Source organism: Pseudomonas sp. NFPP07 (genome assembly GCF_900115645.1).
Lineage (GTDB): Bacteria > Pseudomonadota > Gammaproteobacteria > Pseudomonadales > Pseudomonadaceae > Aquipseudomonas > Aquipseudomonas chlororaphis.
This window is the reverse complement of record NZ_FOXG01000009.1, coordinates 316,749-342,038: the sequence shown is the minus strand read 5'-3', so window position 1 is coordinate 342,038 and position 25,290 is coordinate 316,749. Positions and strand designations below refer to the sequence as shown.

At 61.0% G+C, this 25,290-nt stretch carries 25 protein-coding genes; 10 read left to right on the top strand and 15 right to left on the bottom strand.

Annotated elements, in window-relative coordinates; translation table 11 throughout:
* Positions 1-411: 411 nt before the first annotated feature.
* From msrQ to BM019_RS24260, 6 genes are all read right to left on the bottom strand, one after another.
* Positions 412-1,035 (bottom strand): protein-methionine-sulfoxide reductase heme-binding subunit MsrQ, encoded by a 624-nt coding sequence (gene msrQ / locus BM019_RS24285; RefSeq protein WP_085534696.1) that lies wholly within the window; start codon positions 1,033-1,035, stop codon positions 412-414.
* Positions 1,035-2,048, bottom strand: coding sequence for a protein-methionine-sulfoxide reductase catalytic subunit MsrP (msrP, locus tag BM019_RS24280; protein WP_092420850.1), 1,014 nt, complete (start codon positions 2,046-2,048; stop codon positions 1,035-1,037). The genes msrQ and msrP overlap by 1 nt, the downstream gene beginning before the upstream one ends.
* A 63-nt stretch (positions 2,049-2,111) precedes the next feature.
* The gene (gene pssA / locus BM019_RS24275) at positions 2,112-2,969 is read right to left on the bottom strand and encodes a CDP-diacylglycerol--serine O-phosphatidyltransferase (protein ID WP_009045643.1); all 858 of its coding nucleotides are present in this window, start codon (positions 2,967-2,969) and stop codon (positions 2,112-2,114) included.
* Positions 2,970-3,115: 146 nt separating this feature from the next.
* The gene (ilvC, locus tag BM019_RS24270) at positions 3,116-4,132 is read right to left on the bottom strand and encodes a ketol-acid reductoisomerase (protein ID WP_007924618.1); all 1,017 of its coding nucleotides are present in this window, start codon (positions 4,130-4,132) and stop codon (positions 3,116-3,118) included.
* A 45-nt stretch (positions 4,133-4,177) separates the two neighbouring features.
* Positions 4,178-4,669 carry an acetolactate synthase small subunit gene (gene ilvN / locus BM019_RS24265; RefSeq protein WP_007924620.1) on the bottom strand — a complete coding sequence of 164 codons (492 nt, stop codon included), beginning with the start codon at positions 4,667-4,669 and terminating at the stop codon, positions 4,178-4,180.
* Positions 4,670-4,671: 2 nt separating this feature from the next.
* Positions 4,672-6,396: an acetolactate synthase 3 large subunit gene (locus BM019_RS24260; RefSeq protein ID WP_007924621.1), complete on the bottom strand. Its 1,725-nt coding sequence runs from the start codon at positions 6,394-6,396 to the stop codon at positions 4,672-4,674.
* A gap of 403 nt (positions 6,397-6,799) precedes the next feature.
* Here BM019_RS24260 and BM019_RS24255 point away from each other — a divergent pair, with 403 nt between their 5' ends.
* On the top strand, positions 6,800-7,222 hold the full coding sequence (locus tag BM019_RS24255) for a DUF4124 domain-containing protein (RefSeq protein WP_087091984.1): 423 nt from the start codon (positions 6,800-6,802) through the stop codon (positions 7,220-7,222).
* 18 nt (positions 7,223-7,240) lie between these two features.
* Here BM019_RS24255 and BM019_RS24250 read toward each other — a convergent pair whose 3' ends face one another.
* Genes BM019_RS24250 through mrcB form a run of 3 tightly spaced genes read right to left on the bottom strand, consistent with a single transcriptional unit; the run spans position 7,241 to position 10,648 of the window.
* Positions 7,241-7,576: a YqcC family protein gene (locus tag BM019_RS24250; RefSeq protein ID WP_009045645.1), complete on the bottom strand. Its 336-nt coding sequence runs from the start codon at positions 7,574-7,576 to the stop codon at positions 7,241-7,243.
* Positions 7,576-8,307, bottom strand: a complete 732-nt coding sequence (locus BM019_RS24245) for a tetratricopeptide repeat protein (protein ID WP_007924627.1) — start codon at positions 8,305-8,307, stop codon at positions 7,576-7,578. Before BM019_RS24245 ends, BM019_RS24250 begins: the two co-directional genes overlap by 1 nt.
* Positions 8,308-8,323: 16 nt before the next feature.
* Positions 8,324-10,648 (bottom strand): penicillin-binding protein 1B, encoded by a 2,325-nt coding sequence (mrcB, locus tag BM019_RS24240; protein ID WP_007924629.1) that lies wholly within the window; start codon positions 10,646-10,648, stop codon positions 8,324-8,326.
* A gap of 117 nt (positions 10,649-10,765) precedes the next feature.
* Between mrcB and BM019_RS24235 the strand changes: the two genes are divergently transcribed.
* The 4 genes from BM019_RS24235 (at position 10,766) to BM019_RS24220 (ending at position 14,057) form a co-directional block, all read left to right on the top strand.
* Positions 10,766-12,322, top strand: coding sequence for a bifunctional aminoglycoside phosphotransferase/ATP-binding protein (locus BM019_RS24235; RefSeq protein ID WP_092420847.1), 1,557 nt, complete (start codon positions 10,766-10,768; stop codon positions 12,320-12,322).
* Between the two features lie 90 nt (positions 12,323-12,412).
* A complete protein-coding gene (locus BM019_RS24230; RefSeq protein ID WP_007924632.1) occupies positions 12,413-12,757 on the top strand; it encodes a pentapeptide repeat-containing protein in 345 nt (114 codons plus the stop codon).
* Between the two features lie 211 nt (positions 12,758-12,968).
* The gene (locus BM019_RS24225; RefSeq protein ID WP_007924634.1) at positions 12,969-13,241 is read left to right on the top strand and encodes a TfoX/Sxy family protein; all 273 of its coding nucleotides are present in this window, start codon (positions 12,969-12,971) and stop codon (positions 13,239-13,241) included.
* Positions 13,242-13,256: 15 nt separating this feature from the next.
* Positions 13,257-14,057 carry a Crp/Fnr family transcriptional regulator gene (locus BM019_RS24220; RefSeq protein WP_092420844.1) on the top strand — a complete coding sequence of 267 codons (801 nt, stop codon included), beginning with the start codon at positions 13,257-13,259 and terminating at the stop codon, positions 14,055-14,057.
* Between the two features lie 234 nt (positions 14,058-14,291).
* Here BM019_RS24220 and BM019_RS24215 read toward each other — a convergent pair whose 3' ends face one another.
* From BM019_RS24215 to BM019_RS24200, 4 genes are read right to left on the bottom strand one after another with little or no spacing between them, the layout of a single operon-like run.
* Positions 14,292-15,155: a ChaN family lipoprotein gene (locus tag BM019_RS24215; protein WP_092420841.1), complete on the bottom strand. Its 864-nt coding sequence runs from the start codon at positions 15,153-15,155 to the stop codon at positions 14,292-14,294.
* 21 nt (positions 15,156-15,176) lie between these two features.
* On the bottom strand, positions 15,177-15,944 hold the full coding sequence (locus tag BM019_RS24210; protein ID WP_092420838.1) for a heme ABC transporter ATP-binding protein: 768 nt from the start codon (positions 15,942-15,944) through the stop codon (positions 15,177-15,179).
* The gene (locus tag BM019_RS24205; RefSeq protein WP_175510724.1) at positions 15,944-16,927 is read right to left on the bottom strand and encodes a FecCD family ABC transporter permease; all 984 of its coding nucleotides are present in this window, start codon (positions 16,925-16,927) and stop codon (positions 15,944-15,946) included. The genes BM019_RS24210 and BM019_RS24205 overlap by 1 nt, the downstream gene beginning before the upstream one ends.
* Positions 16,928-16,977: 50 nt before the next feature.
* Positions 16,978-17,865 (bottom strand): heme/hemin ABC transporter substrate-binding protein, encoded by an 888-nt coding sequence (locus BM019_RS24200; RefSeq protein ID WP_062824581.1) that lies wholly within the window; start codon positions 17,863-17,865, stop codon positions 16,978-16,980.
* A 214-nt stretch (positions 17,866-18,079) separates the two neighbouring features.
* Between BM019_RS24200 and BM019_RS24195 the strand changes: the two genes are divergently transcribed.
* On the top strand, positions 18,080-18,397 hold the full coding sequence (locus tag BM019_RS24195; RefSeq protein ID WP_092420835.1) for a Rieske (2Fe-2S) protein: 318 nt from the start codon (positions 18,080-18,082) through the stop codon (positions 18,395-18,397).
* On the opposite strand, the gene sfsA is transcribed toward BM019_RS24195, so the two are convergent.
* Together sfsA and BM019_RS24185 are read right to left on the bottom strand one after the other, a co-directional pair.
* Entirely contained in the window at positions 18,394-19,107 is a 714-nt protein-coding gene (gene sfsA, locus BM019_RS24190; RefSeq protein ID WP_062824580.1) for a DNA/RNA nuclease SfsA, read from the bottom strand. The two genes, BM019_RS24195 and sfsA, sit on opposite strands and share 4 nt — an antisense overlap.
* Complete coding sequence (locus tag BM019_RS24185; protein ID WP_009045653.1) at positions 19,107-20,279, bottom strand: pyridoxal phosphate-dependent aminotransferase; 1,173 nt, start codon at positions 20,277-20,279, stop codon at positions 19,107-19,109. Before BM019_RS24185 ends, sfsA begins: the two co-directional genes overlap by 1 nt.
* A gap of 337 nt (positions 20,280-20,616) precedes the next feature.
* On the opposite strand from BM019_RS24185, the gene dksA reads away from it, so the two are divergent.
* From dksA to BM019_RS24165, 4 genes are all read left to right on the top strand, one after another.
* Entirely contained in the window at positions 20,617-21,057 is a 441-nt protein-coding gene (gene dksA, locus BM019_RS24180; protein WP_007924645.1) for an RNA polymerase-binding protein DksA, read from the top strand.
* Between the two features lie 144 nt (positions 21,058-21,201).
* A complete protein-coding gene (gene gluQRS / locus BM019_RS24175) occupies positions 21,202-22,098 on the top strand; it encodes a tRNA glutamyl-Q(34) synthetase GluQRS (protein WP_092420832.1) in 897 nt (298 codons plus the stop codon).
* A 77-nt stretch (positions 22,099-22,175) separates the two neighbouring features.
* Entirely contained in the window at positions 22,176-22,352 is a 177-nt protein-coding gene (locus BM019_RS24170) for a hypothetical protein (RefSeq protein ID WP_003176118.1), read from the top strand.
* Positions 22,336-25,290 carry a sensor histidine kinase gene (locus BM019_RS24165; RefSeq protein WP_175510718.1) on the top strand — a complete coding sequence of 985 codons (2,955 nt, stop codon included), beginning with the start codon at positions 22,336-22,338 and terminating at the stop codon, positions 25,288-25,290. Before BM019_RS24170 ends, BM019_RS24165 begins: the two co-directional genes overlap by 17 nt.

Sequence of the window (25,290 nt, the reverse complement as noted above, 5' to 3'; positions counted from 1 at the left end):
CACACGAATTGCTTGATTCAGTTGTTAAAGAGCGGTTGGTTAAGTCTTTCGTCTCAACCGAGGCGCGCATTCTACAGCAGCCTCTGTATCTGTCAAGCGGTTATTTTAAGAAGTTTTCAAAGTTTCCTTTGCAACTTCAACCACTTGCGCTTCCGATCTCTCGTCAGCGGGAGGCGAATTCTACAGCGTTACACGCTGCTGTCAACACCTCTTTTTCTCCGCTTTCGACCGAGAAGATCGAATCGTTAACCCGGCGAAAACATACTGCCGAATCAACTCCTTCGGGCTTCGATGAACTGAAGCGTGAGCGCTGTCGAAAACCGTGTAACTCGTTGAATCTCAAGGAGTTTTCCGTTTCGACTGCGCCGGAAGTGGGGCGAATTATAGACTTCCAGAATCTGCCGTCAACCCCTAATTACGCTTTTGTTGCAAAAGATGGTTTTTCCCCACTAAACGCGGGATTCGCCGTGTCACCGGCGGCACCCGCAGCAGTAACAACAACCCGCCAATAGAGGCGTAGATAGCCCACTCTTTAAGATCAGCCCGAACAATCCAGAGCATATGCAGTAAACCCAGCCCGAGAATGAGATACGCCATCCGATGCAACTTCTTCCAACGACTGCCCAGACGACGCTGACTGTATCGATTGGAAGTCACCGCCAAGGCCAACAATCCGAGAAAGCCCAGGCTTCCTACAATAATGTAGGGCCGCTTACGCAACTCCACGCCCAACTGCGACCAGTCGAGCCCGAGGATAAATACAGCGTAAGCACTTAAATGCAGCACTACATAAGCAAAGCACCACAAACCGAGCTGGCGTCGTACCGCGATCCATCCCGCCCATCCCGTGAGTTTCTGCAGGGGCGTCATACTCAGGGTAATCAGCAAAAAGATCAGTGTCCCCAGCCCCAACCGATCGACCAGTACCTTTCCCGGGTCGGGCCCGAGGGCGGAGGCCCAAGCCTGGTACAACCAAAGCAAAGGCCAGATAGCAGCAACGATGAAGACGCCAAGGCGCCAGAGTGGGTAGCGCATCAGTAATTCTTCCGCAGATCCAGGCCGGTATATAAAGAAGCGACTTCATCCGCGTAGCCATTGAACATCTGTGTCTCACGCACGTTGGGACTGAACAGGCCGCTAGGCAATCGACGTTCGCGTGCCTGAGTCCAGCGAGGATGATCAACCGTAGGATTCACGTTCGCGTAAAAACCGTACTCATTGGCAGCGATGCTTTGCCAGGTGGTTTTCGGCTGCTCCTCCACCAGACTGATGCGCACGATCGACTTGATGCTCTTGAAGCCGTACTTCCACGGCACCACTAAACGCAACGGCGCGCCATTCTGGTTAGGCAGCTCGCGGCCATACATCCCCACGGCAAGAATCGCCAAGGGATGCATCGCCTCATCCAGGCGCAGCCCTTCTACATAAGGCCAATCGATCAGGGCAAAACCCGAACGCTGGCCGGGCATGCTTTTAGGATCCTGAAGGGTTTCGAAGCGGATGAACTTGGCCTTGGAGGTTGGCTCGACCTGCTTGAGCAACTCGGAGATCGGGAAACCGATCCAGGGAATCACCATGGACCAGGCCTCGACACAACGCAGCCGGTAGATCCGCTCCTCCAACTGATAAGGCTTCATGAAGTCTTCCAGCGCATAACGCCCTGGCTTGCCCACCTCCCCGTCCACCACCACACTCCAGGGCTCGGTTTTCAGCGCGCCGGCATTGGCAGCCGGGTCGCCCTTATCGGCACCGAACTCATAGAAGTTGTTGTAGTGGGTAGCATCCCTGAATGGAGTGATCGCCTCATCCTTGACGTTGACCGCCTGCCATTTGGTTTCCGGCAGTTTCTGCGCAAACCATGACGGCGCCTTGCCAGGTTCGACATCTGGATATCGCCCAGCGTCTCCGGCACTGGCCCAACGCGGCAGCGCACTGGCAGCCAGGCCAGCAATGGCCCCACCCAACAGGCTACGGCGAGAGAAATAAAGAGATTCAGGCGTGACGTCCGACTCTTTGCAGTCAGACGACTTGGGGATTTTGATCAACATGGCAACTCCGCAGTATTGGAGGACTGATGCACCAATAGACTGCGGAGTATGGGGGAAATTACATTAAGGCAACGTTTTGCGTCGACGAAGACGCAGCAGGTATTGCACCGGACCGGACGCCGCATAAGCGAGGAAAACCAACAGCAGAATCCGCGGCGGATCACTGAAGACCACGGCGAATACCAGAACCACGGCGAGAATCGCCACGAAAGGTACACGCCCCTTCAGGTCCAGCTCCTTGAAGCTGTTGTACTTGATATTGCTGACCATCAGCATGCCGGCCGCCGCCACCATCAGCGCCACCAGGAACGACATCTTCGAACCCTGGATGCCGTAATCGCTGAACGCCCAGACAATACCGGCCACCACACCCGCCGCGGCCGGACTGGCCAGGCCGATGAAGTAACGCTTGTCGGCAGTCCCCACCTGGGTGTTGAAGCGAGCCAGACGCAACGCTGCGCCAGCTACATAGATAAAGGCGACCATCCAACCGACCTTACCCATGTCGCCCAACGCCCAACCGAATGCCAGCAAGGCAGGCGCAACGCCGAAGGCAACCATGTCGGACAGCGAGTCATACTCGGCGCCAAAAGCGCTCTGGGTATTGGTCATGCGGGCCACGCGCCCATCCAGACCGTCGAGCACCATGGCGACAAAAATCGCGATGGCCGCGAACGCGAAATACTTGCTCGCTCCTGCCGCGTCCCCGGCGCTCAACGCGCTCTGGGCACTCATGGAGTTGATGATCGAGTAGAAACCGGCGAACAGGTTCGCGGTGGTGAAGAGATTCGGCAGCAGATAGATACCACGATGCCGGACTTTACGGCCTTCAGCGTCATGCCCTTCTTCGACATGCTCATCGATGGGTAGCAGGCTTTCGGCGTCAGAGGCCTGGTTTGGCTCTTCGGGACGTTCGCTCATGGACATTACCTTGCAACGGTGTGAAAAGTTTCGACGATACCCAGGGTCACGATTGGACCACAAAGGATCCAGCTTTATACCAGAACCTGTCTATCCAAACGAAAAAACGCGGCCTAGGCCGCGTTTTTCCCTGACAAGACTCGAACTTAGTTCTTGGCTTTGTCGACGATTTTGTTGGCACCGATCCACGGCATCATCGAGCGCAGTTGCTCACCGATGATTTCGATACCGTGAGCGGCGTTGTTACGACGCTTGGCAGTCATCGATGGGTAGCCGGTAGCACCTTCGCTGATGAACATCTTGGCGTACTCACCGTCCTGGATGCGCTTCAGGGCGTTGCGCATGGCCTGACGGGATTCGGCGTTGATCACTTCAGGGCCGGTCACGTACTCGCCGTATTCGGCGTTGTTGGAGATCGAGTAGTTCATGTTGGCGATACCGCCTTCGTACATGAGGTCAACGATCAGTTTCAGTTCGTGCAAGCACTCGAAGTAAGCCATTTCCGGCGCGTAGCCAGCTTCGACCAGGGTTTCGAAACCGGCCTTGACCAGCTCGACGGTACCGCCACACAGAACAGCCTGCTCGCCGAACAGGTCGGTTTCAGTCTCGTCCTTGAAGGTGGTTTCGATGATACCGGTACGGCCGCCGCCCACGCCTGCCGCGTAGGACAGAGCAACGTTCTTGGCGTTGCCGGAGGCGTCCTGGTAGATAGCGATCAGGTCAGGGATACCGCCGCCCTTGACGAACTCGGAACGTACGGTGTGGCCTGGGGCCTTCGGCGCGATCATGATCACGTCGAGGTCGGCACGCGGAACGACCTGGTTGTAGTGGATCGCGAAGCCGTGGGAGAAGGCCAAGGTGGCGCCCTTCTTGATGTTCGGCTCGATTTCGTTCTTGTACAGCTGGGACTGGAACTCGTCCGGGGTCAGGATCATGACCAGGTCGGCGCCGGCAACGGCCGCGGCTACGTCGGTCACTTTCAGGCCATGGGCTTCAGCCTTGGCAACGGTGGACGAACCTTTACGCAGGCCAACGGTGACATCAACGCCGGAGTCTTTCAGGTTGCACGCTTGAGCGTGGCCCTGGGAACCGTAACCGATGATGGCAACTTTCTTGCCCTGGATGATCGAGAGGTCGCAGTCTTTATCGTAGAAAACTTTCATGAATTTCCCCTATATCAGGCCGTTCAGGCCGTTCGCTAATTTGAGTTAGATGCTGAGTACTTTATCGCCACGGGCAATGCCGGTGACGCCACTGCGTACGGTTTCCAGAATCGAGGCGGTGCCGATCGACTGGATGAAACTGTCGAGCTTGTCGCTGGTACCGGTCAATTGAACGGTATACACGCTGGCACTGACATCGACGATCTGCCCACGGTAAATATCGGTGGTGCGCTTGACCTCGGCGCGCTGGGCGCCGGTGGCCTTGACCTTGACCAGCATCAGCTCGCGTTCGATGTGAGCGCTTTCCGACAGGTCGACCAGCTTGACCACTTCAACCAGCTTGTTCAGGTTCTTGGTGATCTGCTCGATGATTTCATCGTGCCCCACGGTAGTCAGTGTCAGACGCGACAGGGTCGGGTCTTCGGTCGGCGCCACGGTCAGGCTTTCGATGTTGTAGTTGCGCTGCGAAAACAGGCCAACCACACGAGACAAGGCGCCCGGTTCGTTTTCCAGAAGCAAGGAGATAATGTGCCGCATGATTAAGTACGCTCCGTCTTGCTCAGCCACATATCGCGCATGGAGCCGTCTTTGATCTGCATCGGGTAGACGTGCTCGCTGGTATCGACCTGGATGTCGAGGAACACCAGGCGATCTTTCATGGCGAACGCTTCTTCCATCTTCGGCTTCAGATCCTTCAGGTCCGTGACGCGAATGCCCACGTGCCCATAGGCTTCGGCCAGCTTGACGAAATCAGGCAGCGATTCCATGTAGGAATGCGAGTGACGGCTACCGTAGTTCATGTCCTGCCACTGACGCACCATACCCAGCGCACCGTTGTTCAGGTTGATGATCTTGACCGGCAGGTCGTACTGCAGGCAGGTCGACAGTTCCTGAATGTTCATCTGGATACTGCCCTCGCCCGTTACACAGGCAACGTCAGCATCAGGGAAACTCAGCTTGACGCCCATGGCCGCAGGGAAACCGAAGCCCATCGTGCCCAGGCCACCGGAGTTGATCCAGCGATTGGGTTTGTTGAACCGGTAGTACTGCGCCGCGAACATCTGGTGCTGACCCACGTCGGAGGTCACATAGGCGTCGCCCTTGGTCACTTCGCAGAGGGTCTCGATCACGGTCTGCGGCTTGATGATGCTGCCGTCGCCCTTGTCGTAAGGGAACAGGCCGCGATCACCGCGCCACTCCTCGATCTGCTTCCACCAACTGGCGACTGTATCCTTGTTCGGGGTTTCGCCGATTTCCTTGAGGGCCGCGACCATTTCGGTCAGGACGCTCTCTACCGGACCCACGATCGGCACGTCTGCCTTGATGGTCTTGGAGATGGACGCCGGGTCGATGTCGACATGGATGATCTTGGCGTTCGGGCAGAATTTCGCCGGGCCGTTGATAACACGGTCGTCGAAACGCGCGCCGACTGCCAGGATCACATCGGCATGGTGCATGGTCAGGTTGGCGGTGTAGCTGCCGTGCATGCCGAGCATGCCGACGAACTGACGATCGGTGCCAGGATAGGCACCCAAGCCCATCAGGGTATTGGTGACCGGCAGGTTGAGCATTTGTGCCAATTCGGTCAGCGGCGCGGAACCGCCACCGAGGATCACCCCGCCGCCTGCGTACAGCACAGGACGCTTGGCCGCCAGGAGCATTTCTGCCGCCTTGCGGATTTGCCCGGAGTGACCACGAACAGCTGGGCTGTAGGAGCGCAGCTTCGCTTTTTTAGGGAAAACGTATTCGAACTTTTCAGCCGGATTGGTCATGTCCTTAGGGACATCGACCACGACTGGACCCGGACGACCGGATTGCGCCAGGTAGAACGCCTTCTTCATGACTTCCGGGATTTCCGAAGCATGCTTGATCATGAAGCTGTGCTTCACGATCGGCCGGGAGATACCGATCATGTCGGTTTCCTGGAACGCGTCGGTACCGACCATGGTGCTAGGCACCTGACCGGAAATGATCACCATTGGAATGGAGTCCATATAGGCAGTGGCGATACCGGTGATGGCATTGGTCGCGCCAGGGCCGGAAGTCACCAGTACCACGCCGGCCTTGCCGGTGGCACGGGCGTAGCCGTCAGCCATATGGGTAGCCGCTTGCTCGTGACGAACCAGGATGTGGGTCACTTCCGGTTCTTTGAACAGGGCATCGTAAACATGAAGGAGAGCACCACCCGGGTACCCATAGATATATTTGACGCCTTCGTCACGCAAAAAGCGGACGAGCATCTCACCGCCAGATAAAAGCTCCACGTTGTTCACCTCTAAAACGCCAGAATACCGCCCTCTTGAAAGGGGACGGGTCTTAATAGGTTTACTTCTCAGCAGAGCATGAGCGACGGTGGTCGCCGACTACGTCAGCACTGACTGAGCAAGTATTGGGAGTGCCCCAAGTGTTGCGGGGTTTTCCCACCCAGCGCGAGGTAACGCGTTGCGGGTGTAGCAGGTCGGCGCGGATGTGCGCCTCATGTTCTGCCGAGTGGGTCTGCTTCTGGCAGTCCCTCTACAGCGGACTTTGGATTCTTCTGTTTCGCCCTCTGCAAGTCAAGACGTCAATGTGCTTTATTCGAACTAAGCGCATGAGAACGCAAGAAAAAACCTGTAAACCGCGAGTGTCTGCGCTTCAATTGCGCAATCCTGGATAAGGAATTCAAAAATGCGAACCTTCGCCATGACCGCTGGCCTGCTGCTCGCCATGAGCCTCCCGTGCCAGGCCGGCCAGATTTACAAATGGGTCGACGCCCAGGGAGTCACCCATTTCGACGCCCAGCCACCCCAAGGCGTGGGCAGCACTGCCATCACCCTGCCAAAAGCGCCGAAAGGTGCGAGCAGTACTCCGCCGCCCGACAAGCCGGGCCCTCAGCAACAAGTCATGGACAATCAGGTCAAGCAGCAGCTCGCCAGGCAGGAAGCCGAACGCAGGCGTTTTTGCACACAGGCACGGGCCAGCCTGGCGCAGTTGCAGAACAACCCGCGCCTGAGCGAGAACACAGAGGGGGGAGTGCGCCGCCTGACCGAGGAACAACGGCAGCAGCGCATTGCGGAAACACAGAAGGCGATAGACAACCACTGCCGCTAGGCAGTGGTTGCAGAAGGTTTAGCGGGCGCCGCCGATCAGTTGGTCAAACTCCTTGAGCAGGATCTGCAACTGATGGTCCCGGCCTTGCATCGAGCGACCGGCGAATACCACTTCGGCCATTTCCTGGATACCCGAGGCGTTGGGCAAAGGCAGATCCTGCTCAAGAATCGCCTTCATCCGCGGCAGGAAGATCCACTGCAGCCACTGCTCGAACTCCAGCGTATCCACGGCAAACGGCTCGACACTGGCCAGAGCTTCAGCACTCGGCGGGGTGTCATCCCACAGCCCTTGCAACCGCATCTCACGTTCGATCAACAGCAACTGATCGGCAATCTTTGGAAAACGTGCATCCATCAGAGCGACACCTTGGCTTTTTGCCGGGCCTGAGCGGCACCAGCGGCATCGCCCTGTTTCTCGCGTGCCTGGGCAATCAATGCCCACAGGCTGGCCTGCAGATCCGGACGACCGTTGGCGAAGCTCAGGCCGCGACGGGCAAACTGTTCAGCCTGCGGGGCATCGCCCTGGGCCATGCGTACCTGGGCCAGGCGATACAGCACCTGCGGCTCACGCGGCGCGACACGCTGGGCGCGCTCAAGACTGGAGGAAGCACCGTTCAGATCACCACTCGCCTGTTGCTGCTGAGCGGTGGTCAACAGGGCCAGCACTGGACCGTCCAGTTGCTCATCGGCGGACAGCCCGCCAGAGCTGGCCGAAGGCACCCCGCTCGGCGTCGGCGGCAAGCTGTAGCTGCCCTGATTGATCGGTGCGGACTGGATCGGTGCGGTATCGATAGGACCTGGGGTGATCGGGCCCGGGGTAATCGGCGCGCTGCTGATCGGCGCAGCAGTGGCCGCAGCCCCGCCCGGCACCATCACCACCACGCCCGAGTCCTGGGGAATACTTTGAGCCTGAGCTTGCGCAGGACGCTTGATGGTCGTCTGACGGAAGCCGCCATTGGCCGAAATGCGTTCGCTGTTGGACACTGCGGTACCGGAGTCCACCACCGGAATCGAGCCACGCTGCACGCTGGCGCAACCATTGAGCAAAGCCAGAGCTGTAATAGCTGGAATCCACCACTTGTTCACGTCAAACCCTCTTCGCTTAATTCATCCAGCCCTTGACCCAATCCATCACCGACTCGCCGGACGCCGGGCTTTCGCCACCGCATGCCGGACCGGGAGGAGGTTCGCTGCCGCGAATATACGGCATCTGTACCGCGCCCGGACAGTTGGCATCCGAGCCTTGCCCGGTCCGCGAGTCGACCCAGGCCTGCACCACGTTATCCGGTTGCGGCATATCCAATGGCAACGGGTCGGCCTTGCGCATGAAACTGGTCCAGACCTGCAGCGCACCGGTGGCGCCGGTGAACGGTGTCTTGCCGTTGTCATCACGCCCCAGCCAGACCACGGCCAACAGATCCTGGCTGAAACCGGCGAACCAGCTGTCGCGGGAATCGTTACTGGTACCGGTCTTGCCCGCCAGCGCCAGGGAGCGCGGCAGCACGTTGTAGACCGAACTGCCGGTACCTTCGCGCATGACGCGCTGCATCGCGCTCTGGATCAGGTAGATCGAGCCCGGGTCGAAACGTTGCTGGATCTGGAACGGATAACGCTTCAGCGGTTCGCCCTCAGCGGTCAGCACGCTACGGATCCCGCGCATCGGGGTATTGAAACCGCCGTTGGCCAGGGTCTGATACATGGTGGCGACTTCCATCGGGCTCAAGCCCCCCGCCCCCAGCAGCATCGAAGGGAACGCCGGGAACTCGCGGGTGACACCAAGGCGCCCCAGGGTTTTCAGCACATTCGGCACACCGACTTCCAGGCCCAGGCGCGCGGTCGACAGGTTATAGGAATGGGCCAGCCCCTGATAAAGGAAGACCGTGCCGTGGGAACGACGGTCGTAGTTCTGGGGTTTCCACACCTGTCCATCGCCCCCCTTCACCGAGAACGCCTCGTCGGAGAGCCAACTGGTCAGGGTGTATTGGCTGGGTTTCTCCAGCGCCGTCAGGTAAACCGCGGGCTTGATCAGGGAGCCGATCGGCCGCACCGCATCCAGCGCCCGGTTGAAACCGGCAAAACCGGCCTGGCGGCTGCCGATCATGGCCTGGACTTCACCGGTTTCCGGGTTGGTCACCACCATTGCCGCTTCGACTTCATCCGATCCCTTGCGCCCGGCCAGGCGCTTGAAGGTATCCCCGACCGAAGCCTCGGCCTTCATCTGCAGAATCGGGTCGAAGCTGGTGAAGATCCGCAGGCCTTCCTCGGTCAAGTCTTCGTCGCGGTAATCCTCACGCAGCTGACGCTTCACCAGATCCAGGAAGCCCGGGAACGAGCTGTCCGCCAGACTGCCGCGCTTGGTCACGCCCAAGGGCATTTTCTTCGCCGCTTCGACCTGCTCCGGCGTCGCCACACCCTGCTGCGCCAGTAGATCGAGCACCAGGTTACGCCGCTCCAGCGCGCGCTCCGGATAACGACGCGGGTTGTAATAGGACGGCCCCTTGACCATCCCCACCAGCAAGGCGATTTGATGCAACTTGAGTTCGGCCAGCGGCTGGCTGAAGAAGAACTGGCTGGCCAGGCCGAAACCGTGCACGGCACGCTGGCCATCCTGGCCGACGAAGACCTCGTTGAGGTACGCCTCGAGGATCTCGCGCTTGTCGTAATGCAGCTCAAGCAGCAGGGCCATCATCGCTTCGGTGAGCTTGCGGCTCAGGCTGCGTTCGTTGGTCAGGTAGAAGTTCTTGACCAACTGCTGGGTCAGGGTACTGCCGCCCTGGCGCATGGCGCCGGACGAGGTATTGACCCACACCGCCCGTGCGATCGACTTGGGCGACACGCCAAAGTGGCTGTAGAAATCCCGGTCCTCGACCGCCACCAGGGTTTCCAGCAGATAAGGAGGCACCTGATCGATCTTGATCAGGATCCGGTCTTCGAGATTCTTCGGATACAGGCCGCCGATCAGCAGCGGCTCCAGGCGTACCACGGCCAGTTTCGAGCCTTTGCTACCTGACAGCTCGGCCACGTAGTCACCGGAGAAGCGCACCCGCACCGGTTGCGCCTGTTCCATGCCTTCATAGAACTGGAAACCGCGGGTATTGAGTTCAACGGTGTTACCACTGACCGACGCAGCGCCAGGGCCATTGACCACGCTTTCGCGGCGATAGCCGAGTGCGTCGAGTTCGGTGAGGAAGTCGTCCTTGCTGAGCTTCTGTCCGACGAACAGCTCCAGCGGGCGCGCATAGACCTTGGCCGGAATGGTCCAGCGCTTGCCGGAGAATTTCTCCTGGACCACGGCGTCGAGATAAACCGCAAAGCCGGCGAGCACCACCAAAGCGACCAGACCGAGCTTCAAGGCCCAGCCCAGCCAGGGGCGCGGGCCACTAGACGGACGTTTTTTAGCGGAACGGGGGGATCGAGTACGAGTCATGGCGGCGGATTATACGCACTTTATTCATCGTCAACAGGAGCCGCCCGAGGTTTGCGTTAGCCCTGTCAGCGGCCATAATGACGCCCTTGAATTTTCCCCGACTCTGAAGGATCGCCTGTGAGCCAATCCCTGATCGCCGCCCTGCAAAACCCGGCCCTCTACCCGCATCCCGTAGACGGTTTCCAGGTCATCGAGACCCATATTTCCTGGGTCCTGCTCACCGGCCCCTATGCCTATAAGCTGAAAAAGCCGGTCAACTTCGGCTTTCTCGATTTCACCGGCCTTGAAGCGCGCGGGCACTTCTGCGGCGAAGAGCTGCGTCTGAACCAGCGCCTGACCGATGATTTGTATCTGGAAGTGTTGCCGATCACCGGCAGTGCCGAAGCGCCGCAGATCGCGGGTGACGGCCCGGTTATCGAATACGCGCTGAAAATGCGCCAGTTTCCGCAAAGCCAGCTGCTCAGTACGCTGCAAGCCAATGGCGAACTGACCACCGCGCACATCGACGAAATGGCCCGGCAGATTGCCAGGTTCCACCTCGAAGCCCCACGGGTCTCGGCAGCCCACGAAGCCGGCACCCCGGAAAGCGTCATGGAGCCGGTGCGTCAGAACTTCGAGCAGATCCGCCCATTCCTCAGCGACAAGGCCGACCTGCAACAGCTCGAAGCCTTGCAAGCCTGGGCCGAAAGCAGCTTCGAGCGCCTCAAGCCACTCCTTGCCCAGCGCAAGACCGAAGGCTTCATCCGTGAATGCCACGGCGACATCCACCTGGGTAACGCAACGCTTATCGACGGCAAGGTGGTGATTTTCGATTGCATCGAGTTCAACGAGCCGTTCCGCTTCACTGACGTCTATGCCGACGCCGGTTTCCTCGCCATGGACCTGGAAGACCGCGGCCTGAAATGCCTGGCACGCCGCTTCATCAGCCAGTACCTGGAACAGACCGGTGACTATCAGGGCCTGGAGCTGTTGAATTTCTACAAAGCCTATCGCGCCCTGGTACGCGCCAAGGTCGCCCTGTTCAGCATGCCGGCCGACGCCAGTCCGATGCAGCGCGCCACGGCCCTGCGCCAGTACCGCAACTACGCCAACCTGGCAGAAAGCTACAGCACCATTCCATCGCGCTTCCTGGCGATTACTTCTGGCGTTTCCGCCGTTGGCAAAAGCCATGTGGCCATGCGTCTGGTGGAAGCCCTGGGCGCCGTTCGCCTGCGCTCCGATGTCGAGCGCAAACGCCTGTTCGGCGAGCAGCAGGTACAGAACGATCCGAATGCCGGCATTTATAATGCCCAAGCCAATACCGCGACCTATGACCGCCTGCATGAACTTGCCGGTATCGTCCTGCGCGCCGGTTTCCCGGTGGTCATCGACGCCACCTACCTCAAGCGCGACCAGCGTGATGCCGCAGCCAAGGTTGCCGAAGCGACCGGCACGCCTTGCCTGATCATCGACTGCAATGCCCCGCAGGCCGTCATTGCCAGCTGGCTGGCGCAACGCCAGGCCGATCGCAACGACCCGTCGGACGCGACCCTAGCCGTAATCGAACAGCAGCAAGCCAATCGCGAAGCCCTGAGCGCCGAGGAAGTGCTGCGCAGCAAGCGCGTCGAGACCAATGAAAGCGGGAGCCTCGACAGCCTGGTCGCGAACATTCGCCAGCGTCTCCCAGGCTTGTAATCAACTATTTCAGCCGTGAAACCGCAAAGGCTTCACGGCTGAAAAATAGTGGCACTATACTGGCGTCATAATTCCAGCAGGTGACGCCCCATGAGTCAGCCCAAACTTCTCGATACTCCCCTTTACGCTTTGCTGCACAAAGACGACATCGACGGCTTTAACCGGGAGCGCCCGAAAGACCAGACTGTCGACATGCGCGGCGGCGATTTTCGTGGGCTCGACCTGCGTGAACTGAATGCCGACGGCATCGACTTCACCGACGCCTACTTCCGCTCTGCCGACCTGCGCGGCCTCGACCTGCGCAATTCCTCCATGGAAGGCGCCAGCCTGGCCCATGCGCAAATCTCCGGCGCCTACTTTCCGCCCGAACTGACTGCCGATGAGATCCTGATGTCCGTCAATTTCGGCACTCGTCTGCGCTACCGCACCAAGTAATCGCTCCTTTTGCTCCGAGGTCCGGCGCTTTCTGCCTTACGCTGGACTTGGTCTTCTCCTTCCCCCTCTTCCCTCTGTTTCTGGCGTACTTTCCTCTGTCGCCTTAGAAGCTTTTGCGCCAAAACCGACCAAAGAACAGCGCTTTTCCTACTGAGCGCTACACTCCTTTGAGACTTGCCCACGCACCATTCGGCCGTCGCAAGGAGGCTTGATGAATGATGAATTGCAACACCTGAAGAACCTTGGCAAGACGTCGGCACAATGGCTGCATGCGGTGGGCATCCATAGCGCTTCGGACTTGCGCCGCCTGGGGGCGGTGGATGCCTATCGGGCCGTGCGGACCCGAGGGTTTCGAGCCTCGAAGGTGCTGTTGTACGCCATTGAAGGCGCACTGATGGATGTGCACTGGAATGACATTCCGGCAGAACGCAAGGAAGCACTCAACAAACAGCTGGATGCCATTTCTTCACGCCAAAAGAACTGACCTGGCAGGCTTTTTATGTATTTACTGGGGGAACAACCGGCTTACGCCGATGCCTTGATCAATCGGCTGCAGAGCATCCCGCCGCGCCTGCTGGAAGGCCTGCTGCCGTCCGGCGACGTGTTGGAGGTGGCCCCTTCCAAAGACCTTTCCAGCAGCCTTGCCGACAGCCAGTTGTTCCTGCTCGAAAGCGGCCAGGTACAAGCCAGCGTCGATGAGCGCCCACTGTTTTATCTGCATGAAGGCGATCTGCTCGGGCTGCGCCGAGGCGTGGACCTGCCGCACTGGCAACTCAGCAGCGAGCAGCCGTTGAGCCTGATCCCCTATCAGCGTTCCGCGGTGTTCCAGCATCTGTATGCCGACGAACAGCGTTCCGAACTGTTTCTACAGTACCTGATCGGACAAACCGCCCTGCTCTCCGATGCCGTTGCCCGCCTCAAGCAGCCCGAGTTGCGCAACAGCAACGGCTTTCAACGCGCGGCCAAGGGCGAAGTGCTGATTCACCAGGGCGACGACGCCGATCATGTGTTCGTCATTATCGAAGGGCACGCCGAAGCCTTTGTCGACGGACACAAGGTCGGAGATGTGCCCAAGGACGAGATCTTTGGTGCGATGGCCATTTTCACCGGGGAGAAACGCAACGCCAGCGTGATTGCCAGCGAGCCATCCACCCTGATGCTGATCCCCAGGAGCCAGTTTCTCAGCCTGACTCAGAGCAATCCACGTATCGCCCATAGCCTGATCGAAAGCATGGCGCGGCGAATCGACTTGTTGAACAAGGAAGTCAGCCGCCTGCACAGCCTGAGCGCCAACCTTTGAAGCCCCGCGTTTACAAGCAATCCAAACGAGCGTTTAGCGGAATTCGCAGAAACAGGAAAAACTTTGTTGACTTGGAAATGAGAATCGTTATGATTATCACAACTGGTCGCGAGATCAGTCGATAACCTGGAAGACCAGTGGTTCGGACTCTCAGATTATCTCCTCATCAGGCTAATCACGGTTATTTGACCCGGCTCTTGCCGGGTCTTTTTTTGTCCGGAAAAAGCCATCCGCCTACTGGCGCATCTGGGCGCAGTAGTCCTTCTCCGGCAGCCGCGCGCTGTACCACACGTAATCCGCGCTTTTCAGCGATACCTGCATGCCCTTCTGCGCCAGCATCAGCACCACGGCGCCGTTCGATGCGTCGAGGTCCCGCAGGTGAACCGGTACCCCGACATCCTTGCGTGCATGAAAGGCCCCGGCAAACAGCAGCGCCGGCGTCGGTGCCGCCAGCAAGCGCTCGGCCATGCGTCGGTCGCGCTGCTGCTGAACCGCCAGCATCGCCGGCATCTGGCTTTCGGGCAGCAGGCCACAATGGGAATCACGAACTTGCTGCAGCAACTCATTGCGCACCAAGGCGGCATTCGAGTGCTCGCCACTCAAGGCTGGTGCCTGGCGATAGATGCCGCGAACTTCGGAGCTATCCAGATTGGCGGCCAGCAACGGATAAGGCTGGAGCAACGCATAGCGCACGACAGGTCCGTACAGCGCCCAGTTCCAACCCGGCGACCAGGCCAGTGCACCTGACAGATCATCGGGCAAGCCCTGCGCCGCCTTGTGCTGGCGGAGCGCGTCGACCCGCGGCTGCTGGTCCGGCGTGAGCATCTCCAACAGCAGGCTGCCTTGCGTGCGCTGGGTCGCCATCACCTGCAACAACCACAGCTGCAAGGCGTGATGCTCGGGGTGGTCATGCTGCTCGCCGACAATCACCCGCGGCGCCCGGGCCAGACGAATGACCAGCTCCTCTGGAGTCAGGAGCTTTCCACTGCGCAGGTCCTGAATCGCCCCGCTTTCAGCCTGGACCGGAAGTTCAGGCATGACCGGCAGGCCCTCGCAGGCGCCCAGCAGCAACACACTCAGGATCAATAACACACGCATGTGGCGTCTCCGCGAATCGCCTCAGCGGGCGATGATCAAAGGATGGCCGCGCTCGGGGTGCGCCTGCACCAACACCTCCAGTCCGAACACCGCCTTGAGCGGTTCGGGCCGCAGCACCTGCGCCGGGCTGTCCAGCGAGTGAGGCCGCCCGCCTTCGAGCAGCAACAGGCGATCACAATATCGCGCGACGAGGTTCAGATCATGCAGGATCACCAGGACCGCGACCCCACGATCGGCAAACTCGCGGATGGCCTGCAAAGTGACATGTTGATGCAAAGGGTCGAGGGCCGAGGTCGGCTCGTCGAGCAACAGGGTCTGGCCGACCGCGCCCGGCCACAGCTGCGCCAACACCCGGGCCAGATGCACACGCTGACGCTCGCCGCCCGACAAGGCCACATAGCTGCGACCGTGCAGGTGCCCGGCATCCGCCGCTTGCAGGGCCTGCATGACAATCTCATCATCCCGTGCCCGACCGCTTTGATAAGGCAGGCGCCCCAGGCCGACGACCTCTTCGACCCGGAAGGCGAACTCGAGCGTCGAACTTTGCGGCAACACCGCCAGCCTTTGCGCCTTTTGCCCGCCGTCCCACCTGGAGAGCTCACGCTGATCCAGCCAGACCTGACCCTGATCGGGTTTCAGCTCGCCGCACAAGGCCGCCAGCAAGGTGCTTTTGCCCGCGCCATTGGGCCCTAGCACTCCCAGCACTTCCCCGGGCTTGAGCTCAAGGTCGATCCCTTCCAGCACGGTTTTCCTGCCACGGCGCACCGCCAGATTTTCCGCTCGCAGCATCAGGCGCGCCCTCGCAATAACAAAAACAGAAAGAATGGCGCACCGATAAAGGCAGTCACGATGCCAATGGGCAACTCCGCAGGCGCCAGCGCCAGGCGCGCCACCAGATCCGCCAGCAACAGCAGGCTGGCGCCGGCCAGTATCGACGCCGGCAACAAGGTCCGGTGGTCAGGTCCCGCCAGCAGTCGCACCAGATGGGGTACCACCAGCCCGACAAAGCCGATCAGCCCGGCAGCGGCGACAGCCGCGCCGACCCCCAGCGCGGTACAGAACACCAACTCCCGCTTCAGCCGTTCGACATCGATCCCCAGGTGGCCGGCTTCAGATTCACCCAGCAGCAAGGCATTCAAGGCTCTGGCCCGGCGTGGCAGCCACAATGCCACGGCCGCGCTGATCAACAGCAGCGGCCACAACCTCGAATAACTGGCGCCGTTGAGACTGCCCAGGTTCCAGAACGTCAGGGTGCGCAGGGTCGCGTCGTCGGCCAGGTAGGTGAACAGGCCCACCGCCGAGCTAGCCAGCGCCGTCAACGCGATCCCGGCCAGCAGCATGGTCGCCACATGGGTCTGGCCGTTGCGCCGCCCCAGGCGGTAGACCAGCCACGCCACCACCAACCCACCGAGGAAGGCACAGAACGACAGCAGGTAAGGACCAATCGCTTCCGGCACGCCCCCCAGCAACGAGCCACCGACGATGGCAAAGGCCGCGCCCAGCGCCGCGCCACTCGAAACGCCTACCAGCCCCGGATCAGCCAGGGGATTGCGAAACAGCCCCTGCATCGCCACGCCGGACAGGGCCAGGACGCCCCCTACGGCCAGCCCCAGCAAGGTGCGTGGCAGGCGAATCTGCCCGAGGATCAGTTCGGCCTGCTCCAGCCCCTGCCCTGAAATAGGCAGGCCCAGCAAACGCAGGGCGGCACGCAGGGTATCGAGCAACGGCAGGCTGACCGGCCCGAGCGCCAGGGACAGCCAGATCGCCAACAGACACAGCAGGCTCAGGCCAATGAACAACGTGCGGGGTTTAAGCAAAGGGGTCATTGGGCGGTGCTGGCCTGGCCCGACTCGGCTGGATAGAAACCAGCCGACAGCCTTTTCAGGCTCTGTGGCAAGCGCGGCCCCAGGCCTCCCACCAGCAAGGTCGGATCAATCTCGAAGACCCGGCCGGCCTTGGCCGCGCCGCTGGAGGCGAGAATCGGGTTCTCCTTGAACAGCGCGGCGCGGGCCGCCTCACCACTCAGGCTGCGATCGGCAAACACCAGCACCTCGGGGTTGAGTTCGGCCAACGACTCATTGGAAAAGGGCTTGTAACCCGTGTGGGTCGCAAGATTGCGTCCGCCCGCCTGCTGCAGCAGCCAATCGGCGGCAGTGTCCTTACCGGCAATCAGAGGCTTGCCACCCGCATGCCCGAGCAACAGCAACACACCCGGCGCGGCCTGTTTCTTCTGGGCCCGGCTGACCCAGGCCCGCTGCTGCTCCAGCTGCTGCTGGTATTGCTCGAACAGCTGCGTCGCCTTGTCTTCGCTACCCAGCAGCTTGCCCAGATGCTGCAGGTTGCCCCGCAGGGTCGGCAGGTCGGCCTGGGCCGAGAACAGCTCGACCTGCACCCCGGCGCCGCGCACCTGCGAGAGCACTGGCGGCGGCCCCATCTCTTCGGTACCCAGCAGAATCTGCGGGCGCAGGCTGAGAATGCCTTCCGCCGATAACTGACGCTGATAACCGATACTCGGCAGGCTCTTCAGGGATTCGGGATGCTGGCTGGTGGTGTCCACGCCCACCAACTTCGATTCGGCGCCCAGCGCGCTCACCCATTCGGACAAGGCGCCGCCGGCGCTCACCCAGCGTTGTGGTAGCTCGGCCGCCGCAGCGGCATGACTGGCCAGAAGTCCGACACAGAGCGCGATTGCGCGGGCACTCGAACGCATAAAGGTATTTCCTTCAGAGAGTGGGCCCACGGAAACCGCCGTACATGTGACATGCCCTGCAACCCAGGCATCGAAATGAGCAAGCGCCCCACAGGCGAAGCGGCCATTTGATAATTGTTTGCATTTGACCGTCAAGCACAGACATGTTTCACCAAGCGCCCACAGGAAAACTGTGACAGCCTGAGCCCAGAGCCTTTGGTTACCGAGGATAGACATGAAGTTTCTTTGCCCCCCCGGCGATCTGCCAGAGGCTTCCAGCCGAGGTTTCAACCTTGAAGGCCAACCGCTTTTTGCAGTGCGCCGCGATCAACAGGTATACGTCTACACCAATCGCTGCCCCCATCGCGGGGTCGCTCTGGAGTGGCAACCCGACCAATTCCTCGATCCCAGCGCCAGCCTGATTCAGTGCGCCACCCACGGTGCGCTGTTTCTGATCGAAAACGGTGAATGCGTCGCCGGCCCCTGTGCCGGGCAATCCCTGACGGCCATCCCCTGCCGGGAAGACAGCCAGGGCATCTGGGTTCAGCTTTAGCCGTTGAGCAATACGTCCAGACGACGGTCGATGCACACTTCCTCGGCGGTCAAGCGCACCCCGTAGGCCAGTACTTCAACCCCGGACGCCACCGCCTCGCGCAGCGCCGCGGCATAACCGGGGTCGATCTCTTCGGCCGGTCGCACCGCTTCGACACCCGACAGGTTGACGCAATACAACTGCACCGCCCGAATACCGTCACGCGCCAGACAGGCCAACTCCCGCAAATGCTTGGCGCCACGCTGGGTCACCGCATCCGGGAAGGCCGCGACCGCGGAGCCGTCGAAGCCCAGGGTGACGCTTTTGACCTCGACGAAAGCCGGGCCGCCCAGATAGTCCAGGCGGAAGTCGATACGGCTGTTTTCCTGGCCATAGGGCACTTCCCGCTTGAGGGCGGTAAAACCGTTCAACTCAGCGATCACCCCGGCGTGCAAGGCTTCTTCCACCAGCGTGTTGGCCCGCGCCGTATTGACGCAAGCCAGCCGCCCCTGGGGCGTTTCGCTGATTTCCCAGGTCCCCGGCAATTTGCGCTTGGGGTCATTGGAACGGCTGAACCAGACCTGCCCGCCCTCGACCATGCAATTGAACATGGAACCGGTGTTGGGACAGTGAATGGTCAGCAACTCGCCACCAATGGTCTCGATATCGGCGAGAAAACGCTTGTAACGACGGACCAGGCGACCTTCTTCGAGGGGGGGATGAAAACGCATCAGCCTTGCCAGCTCCGCAGGCCACGGGCAATCCGCTCCACCGCTTCCTGCAGGCGCGGCAGGCTCTGGGTGTAGGCGAACCGGACATGGTGCCCGGCCTGATGGCGACCGAAATCCAGTCCCGGGGTAAAGGCAATGTGCTCGGTCTCGAGGAAATGCCGGCAGAAGGCAAAGGCATCGCCGCCGAAGGCGCTGATATCGGCATACAGGTAGAACGCCCCTTCCGGCTCTACCGCAATGCCAAAACCCAACTCGCGCAGGGCTGGCAGGAGGAAGTCGCGGCGCCGCTGAAATTCGTTGCGACGCTCTTCGAGAATACTGATGGTGTCTGGCTCGAAGCAGGCCAGCGCAGCGTACTGGGCCATGCTCGGGGCGCTGATGTAGAGGTTCTGCGCCAGCTTCTCCAACTCGCCGACCGCCGCCTGCGGCGCCACCAGCCAGCCCAGGCGCCAGCCGGTCATGCCGAAATATTTGGAAAAGCTATTAAGGACAAAGGCGCTGTCATCGACTTCCAGCACGCTGGCGGCATCGCAGCCGTAGGTCAGGCCGTGGTAGATCTCGTCCACCACCAGATGACCGTTACGCGCCTTCACCGCGGCCGACAGGCCCGCCAGCTCGTCACGGGTGAGCAAGGTCCCGGTGGGGTTGGCCGGCGAGGCCACCAGGGCGCCGACGCTGTCCTGATCCCAATAACGCTCCACCAGATCCGGTGTCAGCTGATAACGCACGTCCGGACCGACCGGCACCAGTTGCGCCGCGCCTTCCACCAGGCGCAGGAAGTGCCGGTTGCAGGGGTAGCCTGGGTCCGCCAGCAGCCAGTGCTTGCCGGGGTCGACCAGCAAACTGCTGGTCAGCAGCAATGCGCCGGAACCACCGGGCGTGATCATGATGCGCTCGGGGTCGATGTCCAGCCCGTAACGCTGCCGATAGAATCCGGAGATGGCCGTGCGCAGCTCGGGAATCCCGCGGGCGGCGGTGTAGCGGGTCCTGCCTGCCTCCAGCGCGGCCTGCCCGGCCTTGATGATCGGCTCAGCCGTGGTGAAGTCCGGTTCACCGATTTCCAGGTGAATCACATCGTGCCCGGCCGCTTGCAGCTCATTGGCACGGGCCAGCAGGGCCATCACGTGGAAAGGTTCGATAGCGCGGCTGCGCGCACTGTAGGGCTGAGCCATTAGCCTTCCTTCATTGAAGTGAGCAAAAAACCGATTCTACCCAACCCCGGGGACAAGGGAGAGCCCAAAGCCTTTGAGCCCCCGCCATCCACCCCGTTAAAGAAGACCGACAACAGGCCCAGGCTTGGCTAAAATCATTAATTGACCAGGCCCCCGAACAGACCAGGCCAGGCGGCATCGACCTTTGCAAGCGCCGCGGGACGCGGGCTCGACAACCGGGAGTAGCGCCGTCCGATTTGATCTGGTAAGTTCGCCCGCTTGCAGTCGCAGGGCCGGCACGTGTCGGTGATGGAGCAATCCTGCGCAATGGATTACATGAGTAGAGGCGGTCCATTTCATGCCCACCCAAGCAAAGCAACAGAATCAATCGATCAGCGGCTTCGAGCCTTATGTTGAAACCGCAGGCGAAGAGTACATGGGCAAGCCCATGCGCGAGCACTTCACCAAGATCCTGAACAAGTGGAAACAGGACTTGATGCAGGAAGTCGATCGCACTGTTGATCACATGAAAGACGAAGCAGCCAACTTCCCCGATCCGGCCGACCGTGCCAGCCAGGAGGAAGAATTCAGCCTGGAACTGCGCGCCCGCGACCGTGAGCGCAAGCTGATCAAGAAGATCGACAAGACGCTGCAACTGATCGAAGACGAAGAATACGGCTGGTGCGAATCCTGCGGCGTCGAGATCGGTATTCGCCGCCTGGAAGCCCGCCCTACCGCCGACATGTGTGTCGACTGCAAGACCCTGGCGGAAATCAAGGAAAAACAAGTCGGCAAATAATCGCTGGCTTGCATGAAAAACGGAGCGTGCGAACGCTCCGTTTTTGTTTCTGCCGCCTTCCCCCTGTAGGAGCGAGCTTGCTCGCGATGGCGATCCGCCAGACGCCATCGTCACCTTGGGACCGAACGAAGTAACATCCTCTCCATGACTGTCTCTCACGCCTCTTCCTACATCGGGCGCTTTGCCCCAACCCCCAGCGGGCACCTGCATTTCGGCTCGCTGGTCGCCGCCCTGGCCTCCTACCTCGATGCCCGCGCCGTCGGCGGCCGCTGGTTGTTGCGCATGGAAGACCTCGATCCACCCCGGGAAGAGCCCGGCGCCCAGGCGGCCATTCTCAAGGCCCTGGAAAGCTACGGCTTCGAGTGGGACGGCAAAATGGTCCGCCAGAGCGAGCGGCACGCGGCCTACGCCGAAGTCCTCAACCGCCTGTTCAACCTGGGCCTGGCTTACGCCTGCACCTGCTCGCGCAAGCAGCTGGAACCCTACCACGGCATTTATCCGGGCCTGTGCCGCAATGCCGGACATGGCCAGGAAGATGGCGCCATCCGCTTGCGCGTACCGGAGCTGGAATATCGTTTCACCGATCGGGTCCAGGGCGAATTCCGCCAGCACCTGGGACGGGATGTGGGCGACTTCGTGATCCGCCGCCGCGACGGCCTCTACGCCTATCAACTGGCGGTGGTGCTCGACGACGCCTGGCAAGGGGTGACCGATATCGTCCGCGGCGCCGATCTGCTGGACTCCACCCCGCGCCAGCTGTACCTGCAGGAGCTGCTCGGCCTGCCGCAGCCGCGCTACCTGCATGTGCCGCTGATCACCCAGCCGGATGGGCATAAACTGGGCAAGTCCTACCGCTCCCCGCCGCTGGCCGCGGACCAGGCCACCCCGCTGCTGTTGCGTGCCCTGCGCGCCCTGGGGCAGAAAACCGACAGCGAAATGGCCCATGCCAGCCCTCGGGAAGTGCTGAGTTGGGGCATCGAACACTGGGATGCTTTACTGATCCCACGCACACTGAGCGTGCCCGAAGCGCAAATCCGCTGACGCCCCTTGCAGGTTGGCGCCCATCCGTTACCATCGCCGCACGTTTTCGGGCACGCACACAATAAAGAGAGGCCGAGATGTACATCTATCGCTTGGTCCTGCTGCTGGTAGTGGGGATCTATCTGTTCTCCCCCGCCATCATGGATTGGTGGATCGATGCTACGGGCGCCTGGTATCGCCCGTATCTGCTCTGGCTGATCCTGATCGTCGTGACCTTCATCCTGCAGAGCCAAAAAGATGCCGATGAGCTTTAGCCTGACCCAGATGATCCTGATCAGCGCCGCGTACCTGCTGGTGCTGTTCGGGGTGGCCTGGATCAGCGAACGCGGCATGATCCCGCGCTCAATCATCCGCCACCCGCTGACCTACACCCTGTCCCTCGGGGTCTACGCCAGCGCCTGGGCCTTTTATGGCACGGTCGGCCTTGCCTATCAGTACGGCTACGGTTTCCTTTCCAGTTATCTCGGGGTTTCCGGCGCCTTCCTGCTGGCGCCGGTGCTGCTTTACCCGATCCTGAAAATCACCCGCACCTACCAACTGTCGTCGCTGGCCGACCTGTTCGCCTTCCGTTTTCGCAGCACCTGGGCCGGCGCACTGACCACGGTGATCATGCTGGTCGGGGTATTGCCGCTGCTGGCCCTGCAGATCCAGGCAGTCGCGGACTCCATCGGTATCCTCACCCGCGAGCCGGTGCAGCACCGGGTAGCCTTGAGTTTCTGTGCGCTGATCACCCTGTTCACCATCTTCTTCGGCTCCCGGCACATCGCCACCCGGGAAAAACACGAAGGCCTGGTGTTCGCCATCGCCTTCGAGTCGGTGATCAAGCTGATCGCCATCGGCGGCGTCGGTCTCTATGCCCTGTACGGTGTGTTCGATGGCCCGCAACAGCTGGAACTCTGGCTGCTGCAGAACCAGACCGCCCTCGCCGCCCTGCACACGCCATTGCAGGAAGGGCCGTGGCGCACCCTGCTGCTGGTGTTCTTCGCCTCGGCGATCGTGATGCCGCACATGTACCACATGACCTTCACCGAAAACCTCAACCCGCGCTCGCTGGTCAGCGCCAGTTGGGGCCTGCCGCTGTTCCTGTTGCTGATGAGCCTGGCGGTGCCGCTGATCCTCTGGGCCGGCTTGAAACTGGGCGCCACCACCAATCCCGAATACTTCACCCTCGGCATCGGCATCGCCGCCAACAAACCGGCATTGGCCTTGATGGCCTATATCGGTGGGCTTTCCGCCGCCAGCGGCCTGATCATCGTCACCACCCTGGCGCTGTCGGGGATGGCCCTCAACCATCTGGTGCTGCCGCTGTATCAACCACCGGCCGAAGGCAACATCTACCGCTGGCTGAAATGGACCCGCCGCGCGCTGATCGTGGCCATCATCATGGCCGGCTATGCCTTCTACCTGTTGCTGGGGGCCGAACAGGACCTGGCCAACCTCGGCATCGTGGCCTTTGTCGCGACCCTGCAGTTCCTCCCCGGCGTACTCTCGGTGCTGTACTGGCCGACTGCCAACCGGCGCGGCTTCATCGCCGGGCTGATGGCCGGGACGCTCGTGTGGCTGGTGACCATGTTGCTGCCGCTGATCGGCAACTTGCAGGGCTTCTATATACCGCTGCTGAACATGATCTACGTGCTGGACGACACCAGTTGGCACATGGCGGCTATCGCCTCGCTGGCCGCCAACGTCCTGATATTCACCCTGATTTCGCTGTTCACCAACGCCAGCTCCGAAGAAGCCAGCGCCGCCGAAGCCTGCGCGGTGGACAACGTGCGCCGGCCGCAACGTCGCGAACTGCATGCTGCCTCGCCCCAGGAGTTCGCCACCCAGCTGGCCAAGCCCCTGGGCGCCAAGGCCGCGCAGAAGGAAGTCGAGCAGGCGCTGCGCGACCTCTACCTGCCCTTCGACGAGCGCCGCCCCTATGCCCTGCGCCGCTTGCGCGACCGTATCGAGGCCAATCTGTCCGGCCTGATGGGCCCCAGCGTGGCCCAGGACATGGTGGAAACCTTCCTGCCCTACAAGGCCGGCGGCGAAAACTATGTGACCGAAGACATTCACTTCATCGAAAGCCGGCTCGAGGACTACCACTCGCGCCTGACCGGCCTGGCCGCCGAGCTCGACGCCTTGCGCCGCTACCACCGCCAGACCCTGCAGGAACTGCCGATGGGTGTCTGCTCTCTGGCCAAGGACCAGGAAATCCTCATGTGGAACAAGGCCATGGAGGAACTGACCAGCATTCCGGCGCAGCATGTGGTCGGTTCGCGCCTGAGCACCATCGCCGATCCCTGGAGAGAGCTGCTGCAAGGCTTCATCAACATCCCCGATGAACATCTGCATAAACAGCACCTGGCCCTCGACGGCCAGACCCGCTGGCTGAACCTGCACAAGGCCGCCATCGACGAACCCCTGGCCCCGGGCAACAGCGGCCTGGTGCTGCTGGTGGAAGACCTGACCGAAACCCAGATGCTCGAAGACAAGCTGGTGCATTCCGAGCGGCTGGCCAGCATCGGCCGCCTGGCCGCCGGCGTGGCCCACGAAATCGGCAACCCGATCACCGGTATCGCCTGCCTGGCGCAGAACCTGCGCGAAGAGCGCGAAGAAGACGGCGAACTCACCGAAATCAGCGGCCAGATCCTCGAACAGACCAAGCGCGTGTCGCGCATCGTCCAGTCGCTGATGAGCTTCGCCCACGCCGGCAGCCACCAGCACAACGACGAAGCCGTGTGCCTGGCCGAGGTGGCGCAGGACGCCATTGGTCTGCTGGCGCTGAACCGGCGCAACTTCGAAGTGCAATTCTTCAACCTGTGCGATCCCGACCACTGGGTCGACGGCGACCCGCAGCGGCTCGCCCAGGTACTGATCAACCTGCTATCCAATGCCCGCGACGCCTCACCGGCGGGCAGCGCGGTACGGGTCAAGAGCGAGGCCGGCGAACACACGATCGACCTGATCGTCGAAGACGAAGGCAGCGGCATCCCGTCGAGCATCATGGATCGACTGTTCGAACCCTTCTTCACCACCAAGGATCCTGGCGAGGGCACCGGACTGGGCCTTGCACTGGTCTATTCCATCGTTGAAGAGCATTATGGACAAATCACCATCGACAGCCCGGCTGACACCGAAAGCCAACGCGGCACCCGTATCCGGGTGACTTTACCGCGTCATGTCGAAGCGACGTCCGCTGTGAACTGA

Excerpts from the sequence above, each read along its gene's own strand:
- msrQ (WP_085534696.1), bottom strand. The coding sequence starts at position 1,035 with ATGCGCTACCCACTCTGGCGCCTTGGCGTCTTCATCGTTGCTGCTATC.
- msrP (WP_092420850.1), bottom strand. The coding sequence starts at position 2,048 with ATGTTGATCAAAATCCCCAAGTCGTCTGACTGCAAAGAGTCGGACGTC.
- pssA (WP_009045643.1), bottom strand. The coding sequence starts at position 2,969 with ATGAGCGAACGTCCCGAAGAGCCAAACCAGGCCTCTGACGCCGAAAGC.
- ilvC (WP_007924618.1), bottom strand. The coding sequence starts at position 4,132 with ATGAAAGTTTTCTACGATAAAGACTGCGACCTCTCGATCATCCAGGGC.
- ilvN (WP_007924620.1), bottom strand. The coding sequence starts at position 4,669 with ATGCGGCACATTATCTCCTTGCTTCTGGAAAACGAACCGGGCGCCTTG.
- BM019_RS24255 (WP_087091984.1), top strand. The coding sequence starts at position 6,800 with ATGCGAACCTTCGCCATGACCGCTGGCCTGCTGCTCGCCATGAGCCTC.
- BM019_RS24250 (WP_009045645.1), bottom strand. The coding sequence starts at position 7,576 with ATGGATGCACGTTTTCCAAAGATTGCCGATCAGTTGCTGTTGATCGAA.
- mrcB (WP_007924629.1), bottom strand. The coding sequence starts at position 10,648 with ATGACTCGTACTCGATCCCCCCGTTCCGCTAAAAAACGTCCGTCTAGT.
- BM019_RS24230 (WP_007924632.1), top strand. The coding sequence starts at position 12,413 with ATGAGTCAGCCCAAACTTCTCGATACTCCCCTTTACGCTTTGCTGCAC.
- BM019_RS24225 (WP_007924634.1), top strand. The coding sequence starts at position 12,969 with ATGAATGATGAATTGCAACACCTGAAGAACCTTGGCAAGACGTCGGCA.
- BM019_RS24220 (WP_092420844.1), top strand. The coding sequence starts at position 13,257 with ATGTATTTACTGGGGGAACAACCGGCTTACGCCGATGCCTTGATCAAT.
- BM019_RS24215 (WP_092420841.1), bottom strand. The coding sequence starts at position 15,155 with ATGCGTGTGTTATTGATCCTGAGTGTGTTGCTGCTGGGCGCCTGCGAG.
- BM019_RS24210 (WP_092420838.1), bottom strand. The coding sequence starts at position 15,944 with ATGCTGCGAGCGGAAAATCTGGCGGTGCGCCGTGGCAGGAAAACCGTG.
- BM019_RS24200 (WP_062824581.1), bottom strand. The coding sequence starts at position 17,865 with ATGCGTTCGAGTGCCCGCGCAATCGCGCTCTGTGTCGGACTTCTGGCC.
- BM019_RS24195 (WP_092420835.1), top strand. The coding sequence starts at position 18,080 with ATGAAGTTTCTTTGCCCCCCCGGCGATCTGCCAGAGGCTTCCAGCCGA.
- sfsA (WP_062824580.1), bottom strand. The coding sequence starts at position 19,107 with ATGCGTTTTCATCCCCCCCTCGAAGAAGGTCGCCTGGTCCGTCGTTAC.
- BM019_RS24185 (WP_009045653.1), bottom strand. The coding sequence starts at position 20,279 with ATGGCTCAGCCCTACAGTGCGCGCAGCCGCGCTATCGAACCTTTCCAC.
- dksA (WP_007924645.1), top strand. The coding sequence starts at position 20,617 with ATGCCCACCCAAGCAAAGCAACAGAATCAATCGATCAGCGGCTTCGAG.
- gluQRS (WP_092420832.1), top strand. The coding sequence starts at position 21,202 with ATGACTGTCTCTCACGCCTCTTCCTACATCGGGCGCTTTGCCCCAACC.
- BM019_RS24170 (WP_003176118.1), top strand. The coding sequence starts at position 22,176 with ATGTACATCTATCGCTTGGTCCTGCTGCTGGTAGTGGGGATCTATCTG.
- BM019_RS24165 (WP_175510718.1), top strand. The coding sequence starts at position 22,336 with ATGCCGATGAGCTTTAGCCTGACCCAGATGATCCTGATCAGCGCCGCG.